The sequence below is a fragment of the Pedobacter chinensis genome, assembly GCF_003339865.1.
Classification (GTDB): Bacteria; Bacteroidota; Bacteroidia; order Sphingobacteriales; family Sphingobacteriaceae; genus Pedobacter; species Pedobacter chinensis.
In genome coordinates this window covers 222,042-235,516 of record NZ_QPKV01000004.1, presented here as the reverse complement: position 1 = coordinate 235,516, position 13,475 = coordinate 222,042, and the positions used below count along the sequence as shown (strand labels likewise).

At 36.7% G+C, this 13,475-nt stretch carries 11 protein-coding genes; 9 read left to right on the top strand and 2 right to left on the bottom strand.

Annotated features, from left to right (window positions below):
- Nucleotides 1–9 precede the first annotated feature (9 nt).
- From DU508_RS11310 to DU508_RS11290, 5 genes are all read left to right on the top strand, one after another.
- Nucleotides 10–1,467 carry an O-antigen ligase family protein gene (locus DU508_RS11310; RefSeq protein ID WP_115402924.1) on the top strand — a complete coding sequence of 486 codons (1,458 nt, stop codon included), beginning with the start codon at nucleotides 10–12 and terminating at the stop codon, nucleotides 1,465–1,467.
- On the top strand, nucleotides 1,451–2,653 hold the full coding sequence (locus tag DU508_RS11305) for a glycosyltransferase (protein ID WP_115402923.1): 1,203 nt from the start codon (nucleotides 1,451–1,453) through the stop codon (nucleotides 2,651–2,653). The genes DU508_RS11310 and DU508_RS11305 overlap by 17 nt, the downstream gene beginning before the upstream one ends.
- A 96-nt stretch (nucleotides 2,654–2,749) precedes the next feature.
- Complete coding sequence (locus DU508_RS11300; RefSeq protein WP_115402922.1) at nucleotides 2,750–3,259, top strand: acyltransferase family protein; 510 nt, start codon at nucleotides 2,750–2,752, stop codon at nucleotides 3,257–3,259.
- A 5-nt stretch (nucleotides 3,260–3,264) separates the two neighbouring features.
- Nucleotides 3,265–4,467, top strand: coding sequence for a glycosyltransferase (locus tag DU508_RS11295; protein ID WP_115402921.1), 1,203 nt, complete (start codon nucleotides 3,265–3,267; stop codon nucleotides 4,465–4,467).
- A 250-nt stretch (nucleotides 4,468–4,717) separates the two neighbouring features.
- Nucleotides 4,718–5,632, top strand: coding sequence for a glycosyltransferase family 2 protein (locus DU508_RS11290; RefSeq protein WP_115403334.1), 915 nt, complete (start codon nucleotides 4,718–4,720; stop codon nucleotides 5,630–5,632).
- A 2-nt stretch (nucleotides 5,633–5,634) separates the two neighbouring features.
- On the opposite strand, the gene DU508_RS11285 is transcribed toward DU508_RS11290, so the two are convergent.
- Nucleotides 5,635–6,384 carry a glycosyltransferase family 2 protein gene (locus tag DU508_RS11285; protein ID WP_158542160.1) on the bottom strand — a complete coding sequence of 250 codons (750 nt, stop codon included), beginning with the start codon at nucleotides 6,382–6,384 and terminating at the stop codon, nucleotides 5,635–5,637.
- Between the two features lie 112 nt (nucleotides 6,385–6,496).
- Here DU508_RS11285 and DU508_RS11280 point away from each other — a divergent pair, with 112 nt between their 5' ends.
- On the top strand, nucleotides 6,497–8,023 hold the full coding sequence (locus DU508_RS11280; RefSeq protein WP_115402919.1) for a lipopolysaccharide biosynthesis protein: 1,527 nt from the start codon (nucleotides 6,497–6,499) through the stop codon (nucleotides 8,021–8,023).
- Nucleotides 8,020–8,751, top strand: coding sequence for a glycosyltransferase family 32 protein (locus DU508_RS11275; protein WP_115402918.1), 732 nt, complete (start codon nucleotides 8,020–8,022; stop codon nucleotides 8,749–8,751). Before DU508_RS11280 ends, DU508_RS11275 begins: the two co-directional genes overlap by 4 nt.
- Before the next feature lie 25 nt (nucleotides 8,752–8,776).
- Here DU508_RS11275 and DU508_RS11270 read toward each other — a convergent pair whose 3' ends face one another.
- A complete protein-coding gene (locus DU508_RS11270) occupies nucleotides 8,777–11,068 on the bottom strand; it encodes an ATP-binding protein (protein WP_115402917.1) in 2,292 nt (763 codons plus the stop codon).
- Nucleotides 11,069–11,690: 622 nt separating this feature from the next.
- Between DU508_RS11270 and DU508_RS11265 the strand changes: the two genes are divergently transcribed.
- Together DU508_RS11265 and DU508_RS24250 are read left to right on the top strand one after the other, a co-directional pair.
- The gene (locus DU508_RS11265; protein ID WP_115402916.1) at nucleotides 11,691–12,095 is read left to right on the top strand and encodes a response regulator transcription factor; all 405 of its coding nucleotides are present in this window, start codon (nucleotides 11,691–11,693) and stop codon (nucleotides 12,093–12,095) included.
- Nucleotides 12,095–13,297, top strand: coding sequence for a sugar transferase (locus DU508_RS24250; protein ID WP_199562696.1), 1,203 nt, complete (start codon nucleotides 12,095–12,097; stop codon nucleotides 13,295–13,297). The genes DU508_RS11265 and DU508_RS24250 overlap by 1 nt, the downstream gene beginning before the upstream one ends.
- Nucleotides 13,298–13,475 lie beyond the last annotated feature (178 nt).

Here is a 13,475-nt window from a genome sequence, read left to right as displayed (position 1 = left end):
CGCAAGCCGATGCTTAAAAAATTAAACACCTATATCGTTGACAATAAAAAAAAGGTAATTCTTTTTTTAATAGCTACGTGTCTCTCGGTTATTGTTGCAGGGTCTGTTAATAAATTTGGGTTTTGGATACCTTTGGGCGTGCTGGGAGCGGTTGGCCTGGGTACATTTTTAGTGGCTGTTTTTAAAAATCCCAAATTAGCTTTTTGGGTATATTTTGGATATTGTTTCGTTTTGGGATTTCTGGTTAAAACTTTTCTCAACATTCCAGTCGGATTGGCACTCGATGCCATATTACTGCTTACATGGTGCAGTATTTTGGTGAACATGAACAAGTTTAATTGGCAAAGTGTAAAAAACGAACATGTTTTACTTTCGGTAATATGGTTTGTCATTAGTGTTTTACAGGTGCTTAATCCATACGGAAGTAGCTTAACAGGCTGGTTTAACGAGCTCAGATTTACTGCCTTGAACTGGCTGCTCATTGCCCCGCTTGTTTTTTTGCTGTTCAACAAAATGGCCGATTTAAACCGTTTTATAGCTTCTGTTTTGTTTTTTTCCTGTGTGGCTACTGTTTACGGTGTAAAGCAGTTTTATTTGGGCATAAGTGGTGGTGAGCAGCAATGGTTAAATGCAGGGAATGATTATACACATATAATTAACGGAACACTTAGGGTATTCTCTATGTATTCCGATGCCGGACAATTTGGGGCATCGCAAGCTATTATTGCCGTTATTGCCCTGGTTTTGGCTATGGGACCTTTTAGTTTTGGCAAAAGAATAATTTTTGGCTTGGTAGCATTGATTTGCCTTTATGGAATGGCCCTGTCGGGCACAAGGGGGGCTTTATTCGCCCTGGTGTCGGGATTGTTTTTCGCCTTATTGCTAAGCAAAAACTTTAAGATACTTATTCTTGGAGTCGCCATTGCCCTAAGTGGTTTGGGCGTGTTAAAATACACCAAGATTGGTGATGAAATTTTTCAGGTAAGACGGTTGCGTAGTGCCCTCGATCCTAAAGATGCATCCTTTAACGTAAGATTGGAGAATCAGAAAAAATTGAAGTCTTTACTGAAGGACGAACCTTTTGGTGCAGGTTTGGGCATGAGCGGTATAAACGGTATCACTTATAATGCCGATAAGCCAATAGCCAACATACCGCCCGATAGCTACTGGGTAAAAGTTTGGGTGATGTATGGTATAGTGGGGCTGTTTATCTGGATGGCCATTAACTGCTACATTATTGGTAAATGCAGCGGTATTGTATGGAAACTGAAGGAACCTAAACTGAGAACAAAGATGATTGCCCTAACCTCGGGAACGGCGGGCTGTTTTTTATGCAGTTATGGAAATGAGATAATGAACGGTACGCCATCATACTTAATTCTGTTCATGTCATGGTCGTTTGTATTTATTGCCCCTTGGTTAGACAGCCAGCCCAAACAAATTGAAGCAAATGGAGATGATTTATAGTATAATAGATATATTGTTTTGGATATTGGGCGGTTATCTCTTGTTCAATTGCAGTTACTTGTCCTTTTTTGCCATTTGCGGATTGTTTTCCTTGCCCAAATCAAAGAAAGAAGCCACTAATTATCGAAAAATAGCCATATTATTTCCTACTTATCAAGAGAATGTAGTCATTATAAATAGTGTAAAGACTGCTTTACAGCACCAATATCATGGCGATTTTGAGATCATTGTCATTGCAGACGGTTTACAGCCCGAAACCATTGCTGTTTTAAAGGATTTAGGCACAAAAGTAATCGAGGTATTTTTTGACAAGAGTACCAAGGGCAAAGCCATGCAGTTTGCCATGAATCAGTTGGTTGATGAGGGTTTTGATATTGCCGTGGTTTTAGATGTAGATAATGTAATGGGCGATGATTGTTTGCTCTATATCAACAATGCATTTGAACGAGGCAAGAAAGTTCTGCAAACGCATCGTACCGCTAAAAATATGGATAGCAGTTTTGCCTTTTTAGATGCCTGTAATGAGGAGGTAAATAATCATATCTATAGAAAGGGGCAAGCAGTTTTAGGGTTGTCTGCAGCATTAATTGGCTCTGGAATGGCATTTGATTTTAATTATTTACGAAATCTGTTAAATAATATAGGGGATACGGTTGGCGAAGACAAACAGCTTGATTTTATGATTGCCGAGAGAAGGGTGGCTGTTACCTACTTACATGATGTATATGTGTATGATGAAAAAGTAGCGAATGCAAAGGTGTTTACCAAACAGCGTACACGGTGGATTGCATCGCAGGTAGAGTTTATGAAAAAATATGCGCTGATAGGATTTGTTCAGTTATTTAAGGGAAACTTAGAATTTTTCAATAAAACATTGCAAACCTTTTTGATGCCCAGAATACTTTTGCTAGGCCTCCTTTTTGTAATGGTTTTGCAAGCATTTTTTAATCCCGTTGGGCCACCTATTTTATTTTGGTTTGGCTTATTGTTCACGCTTTGTTTAACGTTGTTAATTGCTATTCCGAGAAAGTTTTATGCAAATAAACAACTTTACAAAGCCTTGTTTCAAATACCCAGAGCAATGATAGGAATGGTTATTGCACTTTTTAGCATTGGTAAAGCTAAAAAATCATTTATGGTAACCCATCATAGCGTTAAACCAATTGATAACGATATAAAAGAATAATAGTATGCCTTTAGAGATGATGATGGTTTCAGCTTTGGTTTTTGGTATATTGGGATTTGTTCGTGGGTATAATGTTCATAAAAGAAATAAAAAATAATGTTTAGGTTTAGTGAAATACCAAATCGTTTAAGCAGAATAACCACTGCGGGGAAATTAATTGAAGAGATTGATGGTCTGCATTTTATGGCCATCATACCCGTACTTGCAGCCGTCCTTGTGATGGTTTATGGTTACCGTTGGGATTTTGAGCTGCCTTCGCGTCTTTTATTTGCAACAAGTTTATTTGTATTTTTATATACCGCTTTCAAAAGCATTTTATTTAATAGGTTGATCAGAAACCGATGGATCACATCCATTGGTGGTATGTGTTACACCATTTACTTAATACATCTTCCTATTTCCGAATTTTTAATCAAAATCACTAAAAACATCACAATACCAGGTGGTTATGAAACAAATTTATTTCTACAACTATTAATTTTCATTCCAATTACATTAGTTATTAGTGGTATTTTTTTCTTACTTATAGAGAAACCCTGTATGGATAAATATTGGCCAAGAAAGCTTGCACAAAGATTAAAAAGAACTAATCCCAACAATTTGTAACCATAATGCCTATCATAGAAAACAGAGACATCGTAGTCGTTGGCCAGCAACCTTGGGATACCCCCATTGGAAGTAACTGCAAGGATTTGGCAATGGAATTTAGCAAGCATAATCGGGTATTGTACATCAATTCGCCTTTAGACCGCAGAACAAAATTCCAACAGCGAGATACCGAAAGCGTAAAAAAACGTATCCGGGTACTGGAGGGCGAGCAAGATGGCCTGGAAGAAATTGCCCCTAATCTTTGGGCATATTACCCTGATGTGGTGTTGGAATCCATTAATTTTATTAAGTGGACCCCGATATTTCGTTGGCTCAATAAAGTCAACAATAAAAGGTTCGCCATATCTATTAAAAAGGCAATCAGCAGGCTCGATTTTCAAAACATCATCTTATTTAACGATAGTGATATGTTTAGAAGCTACCATTTAAAGGAACTTTTAAACCCTCGTATAAGTGTATATTATTCCAGGGATAATATGATTGCCACACCTTATTGGGGACATCATGGTAGACATCTGGAGCCCGAATTGATTAAAAAAAGTGATCTGTGTGTGGCAAATTCAATATACCTGGCTAACTATTGTAAGAAATATAATCCAAATTCTTTCTATGTTGGACAAGGTTGTGATTTCGAGCTGTTTAAAAATGATGATAGTGTTCAAATTCCAGAAGATGTTGCTGATATTCAAAGGCCGATATTAGGTTTTGTTGGCGCATTATTGTCCATAAGGTTAGATGAAAATATTCTGCTGCATCTTGCAGAGCAGAGACCAGATTGGAGCATTGTTTTGGTTGGCCCGGAAGATGACGAATTTAGGGCAAGTAAACTTCATCAATTAAAGAATGTATATTTCCTGGGGGCCAAAAAGCCGGCTACCCTGGCGGCATATATTAAGGGATTTGATGTCTGTTTAAATCCGCAGGCGCTTAATCCCTTAACTATTGGCAATTATCCCAGAAAAATAGATGAATATTTAGCCATGGGCAAACCTGTTTTAGCAACTAAAACCGAAGCCATTGGCATTTTTAAAGATTATATCTACATTGCCGAAACCAGGGAAGATTACGTAACATTAGCAGAAAAAGCATTGACCGGGTATAATGAAGCCTTAGCCAATAAGCGGATTGCCTTTGCACAAACACATACCTGGGAAAAAAACGTGGAAGAGATTTATAGGGCAATAGCGCAAATAGAGAAAACATAATATTTAACTAATTTGTCATTCTTTAGGATTCCCGCAGATGCCACTGATTTATGCAGAACAAATAAAATTTGCGTAATCTTTAAATCTGCAGGGTATTTCTTTAAAAATTTAAGTTAAATCATGATTAATAATAAATTACAAAAATACAACAATGGTTGCATAGCGAAGACCGTGGAGCAGCTACGAAGTAAATATTTCCCTTTTTAATAGATTCCACCTATCGTTGGAATCACAGAAAATTCAGAGCTTAATGGCATTAACCTCAATCATTACCGTCAATTTTCATCAGACCGATGTCACTATAGATTTATTGAAATCGATAGCTAAATCGTACCTGCCATCGCAGGTGGAGGTAATTGTAGTAGATAATGGTACCATAAAAAATATGGAACTGATTTTCCGACCTCATTTTGGTAATATCAAATACATCCAATCTAAAGAAAATACAGGTTTTGCAGGAGGCAATAATCTAGGCATTAGGCAAGCTAAGGGCGATTATATCTTCTTGCTGAACAACGATACCGAAATACCTGCAGGTTGTATAGAAACCATGATTGCAGAAATGGAAAGGAATGAAAAAATTGGCCTTTTATCGCCATTGTTGTTGTATTTTGACCAAAAGGATTTGGTGCAGTATGCGGGTTATACTCCGCTCAATTACCTAACGGGACGAAATGCCTGTTTAGGGCAGTTTGAAAAAAACATTGGGCAATATGCTGATAAAAGCTACCCAACCGGATTTTGTCATGGAGCGGCTGTCATGTGTCGTAAAACGGATTTGTTAAAAGCGGGTTTAATGGACGAAACCTATTTTCTTTATTATGAAGAGCTGGATTGGTGCGAGAAATTTAAACGCATAGGCAAGCAAATCTGGTTTACGGGCAAAACTTATGTTTACCACAAAGAGTCTATCAGTGTAGGTAAGGCTAGCCCCATTAAAACCTATTTCAATGTGCGCAACCGTATGCTGTTTATCAGAAAGAATACGGGTTGGGTAAACACCATCTTATTTTCTATTTACTATACCTTTATTGCCTGTCCGAAGGCTATTTTGAAACTGTTGTTCAGTAAACAATTCGCTCTGGCAAAATGGGCTTTTAAAGGTTTAATTTGGAATTATACACATGGGAAGAAGAGTAGGGAGTTGGGGTTTAGGGTAAGGTAAACTTACTTCAGCCTTTTCCAAACCGTTGCTACCACGTACTTGCTAAACAAATACATAGACCTCAACACGCCTATCTTTTCATTTTCCCTTAAAATTTTCCAGGTGTAGCCAATCGCTTTTAATTTGTTGGAAGAGACAGAACCACTTCTAATTCTATATAAAACCAATGGCTCGTTAATGCCATGGCCACCTTCGCTTTTTTTAAATAAATCGAGCCAAAATATCCAATCCTCGTGTCCAGCTTTTTTAAATTTTAAATCTCCAATGGCACTTCGCAAAGTCATGGAAGTAGAAAATATAATCATATTGTGAGATAACAAGTTTTTATAACTCACACTAAAAGGAACCGGGATTTGTCTGGAAATTACCGCTCCCTCCTCATTGATTCTCTTATAGGAACAGAAAGTCATGGTTAAAAGTTGTTCTTCCATGTATGCGATCTGGCGGCTCAGTTTGTTTTCCATCCAAACATCATCACTATCCAGAAATGCGATGTACTTTCCTCTGGCTTCAAGCATCCCAATATTTCTTGCATTTGAAACGCCTTCATTTTTCAGCAAAGAGATCAGCTTTATATTCCTGTATCTACTGGTAAACTCTTCTACGATTTTACAGGTATCATCATTGGATTTGTCATCCACTACAATCAATTCCCAGTTCTTGTAATCTTGTACAATCACTGAATTTAGAGTTGCCCTAACAAAATCTGATGAATTATAACAAGGTGTAATGATCGATACGAGTGGCTCCAATTTAATTTATTTTAAAAATTTTATTGTGAGAACTAAAATAGAAAATTATCACAAACCTTTTAAGCTTCTAGATAAATTAAATTAAAACCACTACTTTAGTGAGACTGTTTATATGGATAGAAGGCGTTTCGTAGTTAATCTGGTTTCCAATCTTCTTAGTGCCCTCTCCGGCGTAGGAATTTCCTTTTTTTTAACCCCCTATATTGTGGAACATTTGGGTAAAGAGGCCTATGGATTTTTTCCTCTATCAAATAATTTCATCATGTATGCAGGCATTATAACGACCGCTTTGAACTCCATGTCGAGCAGGTATATTACCATAAGCCTGGAAAAGAAAGAAATCAAAGAGGTAAATACTTATTTCAATTCAATATTATTTGGAAATTTTTTTATTTCAATCGGGTTTATACTGGTAAGCGCATTGTTCTGTTATTTCATCAGCAGTATTCTTGATATCCCAACCAACCTATTTTATGATGTCAGGTTATTGTTCATCTTCATATTTATCAGTTTGATCATTAATGTTTCGTCTGCAGTTTTTTCTGTAACCGCATTTGCTTTCAACAGATTCGATAAACTAGCCTATATTAATATTATATCCAATACGATAAAACTTGGTGCAATTATTTTGCTGTTTTATTTTTTTACCCCTAAAATCTATTTCCTGGGACTGGTAACAGCCGCAATATCAATCTATACGCTTATTGCAAACTACAGGCTCACAAAAAAGCTTTTCCCGGAAATAGTAATAGATTGGTCTTTCTTCTCTAAAAGCACACTGTCTCTGGTTGTTGGCTCTGGAATCTGGAACTCTATCATGGCCTTATCCAATGTAATCAACACACAATTAGATCTATTGATTGCTAATCATTTTTTTGGCGCATCGGGTATGGGTTTTTTGTCTCTTACAAAATTTATTCCTAATGCAATCTATATCCTACTCGGCATAATTGTGCCTGTATTTTTACCAGAAATGTTAAAGGCATATGCCCGAAATGATATGGAAAAACTTAAAAAAACTTTAGATCTTTCATTTAAAGCAATATTCCTTGTGGTATTAGTACCATTAGCGGTGTTTTTTGTTTATGGTGAAGAGTTTTTCCATTTATGGTTACCAACCCAAGACGCAAAGGCACTGCATATTCTTTCTATTCTTACTTTAATTCCCTTTATAGTACATGGAACGGTTGAAACTGTTTATCATGTTTTTGTGATCACAAATAAATTAAAAATGGCCTCGGCATGGGGAATCTTTATCTCTGTTTTGAATTTCATATTGGTTATAACACTTTGCCTGAAGAGCAGTTTAGGCGTATATGCCATTCCTGTGGCCGCCCTGATCAGTGGTGTATTTAGTCACCTAACCTTTACTCCTTTTTATGCTTCTTACTGCTTGCAGGAAAGCAGGTGGTATTTTTTCATAAAAATCATCAAAGGTCTTGCGGGTTTTATGCTACTTCTTTTGGTTGCCTATGGTTGGAAAAGATTGGATTTTTTTGTGATAGATTCCTGGATCACATTTATCACCAACAGTTTTATAATCGGATTCATATTATTGGCACTGTCTTTATTCATCAAGTTTGATCGTGCAGATCTGTACAAGGGATATAAAAGGATACAAAAGAAAGTGACGCTATGATACCTAAAATAATACATTACTGCTGGTTTGGGAGAGGGGAAATGCCGGATATGGTTTTAAAGTGCCTGGCCTCATGGAATCGATACCTGCCAGAATACGAAATTTTGGTTTGGAACGAAGAAAATTTCGATATCAATATGTACCCATACGCTTTGGAAGCATATAATGAACGTAAATTTGCATTTGTTGCCGATGTATGCCGATTATATGCCCTTAAGGCGATGGGGGGTATTTACCTTGATACAGATGTAGAGTTTTTAAAACCATTGGATAAAAACATTCTCCAGAATGTTGCTTTTGCCGGATTTGAAGGTAATCTTTTACTCTCATCGGCAATACTGGGCAGCACTAGGGATGGCCTTTGGATTAATGATTTACTTTCCTATTATAACAACCGGAGTTTTTATTTAGAAAACGGGGAATTAGATCTAAAACCAAATACGGAGAGTATCACTGCATTTATGAAAGAAAAAAGATCGCTCAAAATAAACAATACTTTCCAGACATTTGAGAACTACTGCACTATTTACCCGAGTGATTATTTTAGCCCAAAAAGCTGGAAAACACTCAAAATAAATATTACCAAAAATACATATAGCATACACCATTTCGCTGCTTCCTGGCTTCATAATTCTGATTATAGCCGTATTGGTAAACTAGCCAACTTATTACTTGGGAAAAGAATTTCTGATTTTTTATCTAAAAAATACAGAGATCTGCTACGCTGATTATTAATAATAATTTAATCCATTTTTATACTTTGTTCCTTTCCATGATCTCCAATTTGAGTTCCTTTATAACCTGATTAAGTGTGGAATCAACTTCAGCAATCATTAAAAGTAATTCCTCATTACTTCCATTTTCGTCGCTAAGCGTTTCAATAGATCTTATCGTACGCTGGATAGACATAATACCGAGATGATCAATAGTTGATTTAAGTTTATGTGCTATTTTCGAGACTTGAGGAAGATCATTTTGCTGTATAGAAGAATTGAGATCAGTTAATGCAACCGGCATTTGTTCGCAAAACAGCTCAATCATTTTGGTGACAAAATCTTCCCTCCCTTTACTTATTAAGCGAAGACCATCTAAATTATATAGTGGTAAATTTAACTCCGGAACCTTGATGGGATCAGCTTTCCTCTTCATCCAACTATCTAACACGCTAACCAGCAGTTCTTCATTTATAGGCTTGGTGATATAGTCATCCATGCCTGCACCAATACACTTCTCTCTTTCCCCAAGAATGGCAGAAGCAGTGAGTGCAATGATGATTCCCTCGTACCCCCGTTCTCTTAGCATTCTCGTTGTATCATATCCATTAAGTACAGGCATTTGAATATCCATAAGAATGATATCGTAACCCTCTTCACTAACCATCTGCAACGCTATTTCTCCATTTTCAGCGATTATTACCTGCGCACCGTAGCTGAGCAGGATTGTGCTGGCAACCAGTCTGTTCATCTCATTATCATCAACGATAAGGATTTTCCTGCCCAAAAATAAATCTTCGTTATGAATCGTTTTTGTTTCATTGGGAAGGTCAGTACTCAATCCTTTCTTGAAATCGACTACAAAAGAAATCTCTGATCCCTCACCTTTTTTACTTTTCACTTTGAAATGCCCGCCCATTTGACTTACCAGTTTTTGTGAGATACTCATTCCCAGCCCCGTTCCGCCATATTTACGTGATACAGATTCGTATTCCTGACTAAAGTTGTCGAACAGACGATCGACAAACTCAGGATCCATTCCAATTCCTGTATCCTTAACCAAAATCTCAATTTCCTGACTATCTTCATGGTCTTGTAAAACGGTAGCAGTTAAAAACACCGATCCCTTCTCAGTGAATTTGATTGCGTTACTCATCAGGTTTAATACCACCTGGTTAATTCTGTAAGGATCCCCCATCAACACATTTGAGATATTTATGTCCATAGGAGGAATATAACCGATTTCTAATCCTTTTTTTTGGGCTTTATGCATAATTACCTGCATTACATCGGTAAGCACCATAGAAAGGTTAAAACCAATGTACTCCAGTTTTAGCATCCCTGCATCAATTTTTGAGAGATCCAAGATGTCGTTAATAATTACCAAGAGGTTTTTTGAAGCCGTTTGAATAGTCTGAACGTAGTAATCCTGTTCAGTATTCAGGGTAGTTTTAGAAAGTTGATTGGACATGCTCATGATTGCATTCATTGGCGTTCTAATTTCATGACTCATATTTGCCAAGAACATTTCCTTAACATTTGCCATTCTTTCTGCATCCATTTTTGCCATGATAAGCTTCTGCTCAACACTTCTGTACTGACTTATATCAAGGCAAATGATTACCCAGCCATGATTCTCATTTCTATTATTATAATTTATTGAACGACTTGCCAGCCACAATTTTTGATCACCATTTGCATCCAGAAATTCAATTTCATTTAATTCCGAAACAAGATCGTTTGTTGAAACTGGTAAATGTTGAGTAGAGAAAAATTCATTTGCAAACAATTGACCGGGAATTTTACCTTTTATATAAGTCAGGTCGTATCCAGACATCGTACAAAAGATATCATTGGCATAAATTATTTCTCCGTTTATGTCCATTTCCAGAAGGCCAAAGCCCATTTTTTTGATAATATTGTCAAAATCATGGCGCTCTGATAAAGAGGGGGCGTCAGGTTTATGATCAATGGCGTCTAAGCCAGCATCAGTATTGGCCGTCATTATCCATTGACTGTCTTTTTCCCGATATTTTTCCCCTGCGAAAAAATATAATTCATGGGAACCCATGCTTTCCAACTTTCCTGTAACTGATCCATTTAACGTTTTCAGGCTAATATTTATGGTCTTGCCGAACGTATGCTGATCAATATCGTTCCTGAGATCCAAACTTTCAAAATGATCGAAAAATTTATTTCCTGTACAATCTCCACAAATATTTTTAAGTAAATCACTCATTTGTCGGATACACATATCTGTATCTAACAATATAAAGTAAGGGAAAAGCCTGTTCAATTGAATGACTTCGAACGATAAAAAATTGGTGCCCATGAACTTAGATGATTATATATGCCTAAATCTACAAAATTACCCCTTTAATTAGAATTTTAATAGTAACAAGTATAATAAAATAGATAAATTCCCGCCTATTACAAATACATTAACTGTATGCAGGAGATTATTGGCCATTGGAATTGGGTTTATCCTTAGGAAAGTTTTAATTGTAATGATTACTTCTTCTTCATCTCCCCTATTGCATCACAGACTGTTTACGGGCTCACTCTGTAGGTGGCAACCTGCTTTGCCGAATGAGATAATATAGACCGGCATGTTAGAGTTTACTCCTTTGATCTTGTTTGTACAGTTCTTCTATGCCTTCCAGGCATAAAATAATTTCAGAAATAAGTTTTAGCGATATGTACATTAATGTCAGCATTAAACTACATCACTCCTAAAAGGAATAATTCACAAACTAGCTTGTTTTTTTTTTATAATTGTATATCAATTGATATTAAAATAACTAAGACCCAAAATGCATTTCTGTATATTTACTCAGTTTGTAATCCAGGTAATAAATATAGAAGATCAGGTTGTATCTGGCTGGTTTAATCACTATTTTCTCACTTAGATTTTCAAAGAATTTTCCATACATGCGCTACAATACGTTTTCCCGATGAGCAAAAAACACAGTCCCAAAACACACATACTCCTTGTTGAGGATGATGAATTTATGCAAGCAATACTTGACGAGATTCTGCACGTAAACTATCGCATAGATATAAGACCAGACGGATTAAGTGCATTAGCCTTTTTACAAAGTGGAAATATTCCAGATCTGATTATTTCGGATCTGAACACACCAAACATGAATGGGCTGGAATTAATTGAGCAGATCAAAATTAGTGATTTCTTCGGCTCACTTCCGATAATGATCCTATCGGGTGAGGAAAGCTCGTCTAAACGTATTAAGTGCCTGGATGCAGGTGCTGATGATTTTGTAGTTAAACCATTTAACCCGGCAGAGCTTGAGGCAAGAATAAAAATGGTATTGAGACGTGCTGGAAAAAGTACTTCGTAATGGAAAATGTGGATACAATAGATAAAAAAAACACTCAAATAATTGCCCTGGTAGGCTTTAACGAGGATTTTTTGCGCACTTTTTTTGACAGTTGCGACTTTGAAGGCAGAACGTTGGCTTATTTTGAGAACGGGATGAAGCTTGTACAAGATTGGACGGAGAAAAAGCTGGAAATCATAGCTGTTATTTCTTACAGCGAAATATTATCCAATGGGGGGCTTTCGTTGATTGAAACCCTCAAAAATCGGGAAATGCCACGTACACCATTCTTTTTAGTTGTAAAATACTTCAATTCAAATTTAAGGATATTAGCGCTTACGGCTGGGATCTCTGACGTATTCAGACTACCGTTACAAAAAAAGCGTATAGAAAAACGTGTGATTTTTTTTATACGACATTGGAATCCACTAACTAGGGAACTACCAATTGGTACCAGGCAGGTTTACCATATCGGATTCGCCAAGCGCATGTTCGATATTTTTTTTGCAGGCGCTGCACTGATCTTACTATTTCCCTTGCTCGCATTGGTGGCATTTTCGATATGGGTAGAGTCTAAAGGGCCAGTATTTTACTATTCTCTAAGAACAGGAACAGGATTCAAAGTATTCAGATTTTACAAGTTCAGATCAATGTACGTCAATGCTGATCAGAAAGTTAAAGACCTGATGCATCTTAATCAATATAATATCGATCAGAAAAAAGATCAAGTTAGTCAGGTAGGTCCGGTGCTTTGTGATACTTGCATTCAAACGGGAAAATGTCAATACCCGATCTATGCGGACGGGGCCCAGTGGTGTGAAAAAGACGACATTTATGTCAATTCATTAAAAAATGGATCTGCTTTTTTCAAAATAGCTAACGATCCAAGAATAACTAAAGTTGGCAATTTTATCAGAAACACCAGTATTGACGAATTGCCCCAACTTTGGAACGTAATTAAGGGAGATATGAGCATTGTTGGAAATCGGCCATTACCCATCTATGAAGCTGAGAAACTTACCACTGATAAATATGTTCTCAGGTTCGCAGCGCCGGCTGGATTAACGGGTTTATGGCAAGTTGAAAAAAGAGGTAAGGGAAAAATGAGTGAAGAAGAACGTTTAACTTTGGATAATACCTATGCAAAGAACCAAAGTTTCATCAATGACATCAAACTTATATTTAGGACAATTCCAGCGCTTTTTCAAAAAGAGAGCGTATAATAAAGCGTTGATGAGCATACAGCTAAAACTAAATTTAACACTCAGCTGTTAAATTAGTGTTTAACCTCAAAAAATTCTTCAAAATATTATAACCCAACCAGAAAAGGTTCAAGACAGATTATTCTAACTATTTTTGTCGATATTTAATAATTAATTGCGGTACGAGGAAGCTGTTGGA

Excerpts from the sequence above, each read along its gene's own strand:
- DU508_RS11310 (WP_115402924.1), top strand. The coding sequence starts at position 10 with ATGCTTAAAAAATTAAACACCTATATCGTTGACAATAAAAAAAAGGTA.
- DU508_RS11305 (WP_115402923.1), top strand. The coding sequence starts at position 1,451 with ATGGAGATGATTTATAGTATAATAGATATATTGTTTTGGATATTGGGC.
- DU508_RS11300 (WP_115402922.1), top strand. The coding sequence starts at position 2,750 with ATGTTTAGGTTTAGTGAAATACCAAATCGTTTAAGCAGAATAACCACT.
- DU508_RS11295 (WP_115402921.1), top strand. The coding sequence starts at position 3,265 with ATGCCTATCATAGAAAACAGAGACATCGTAGTCGTTGGCCAGCAACCT.
- DU508_RS11290 (WP_115403334.1), top strand. The coding sequence starts at position 4,718 with ATGGCATTAACCTCAATCATTACCGTCAATTTTCATCAGACCGATGTC.
- DU508_RS11280 (WP_115402919.1), top strand. The coding sequence starts at position 6,497 with ATGGATAGAAGGCGTTTCGTAGTTAATCTGGTTTCCAATCTTCTTAGT.
- DU508_RS11275 (WP_115402918.1), top strand. The coding sequence starts at position 8,020 with ATGATACCTAAAATAATACATTACTGCTGGTTTGGGAGAGGGGAAATG.
- DU508_RS11270 (WP_115402917.1), bottom strand. The coding sequence starts at position 11,068 with ATGGGCACCAATTTTTTATCGTTCGAAGTCATTCAATTGAACAGGCTT.
- DU508_RS11265 (WP_115402916.1), top strand. The coding sequence starts at position 11,691 with ATGAGCAAAAAACACAGTCCCAAAACACACATACTCCTTGTTGAGGAT.
- DU508_RS24250 (WP_199562696.1), top strand. The coding sequence starts at position 12,095 with ATGGAAAATGTGGATACAATAGATAAAAAAAACACTCAAATAATTGCC.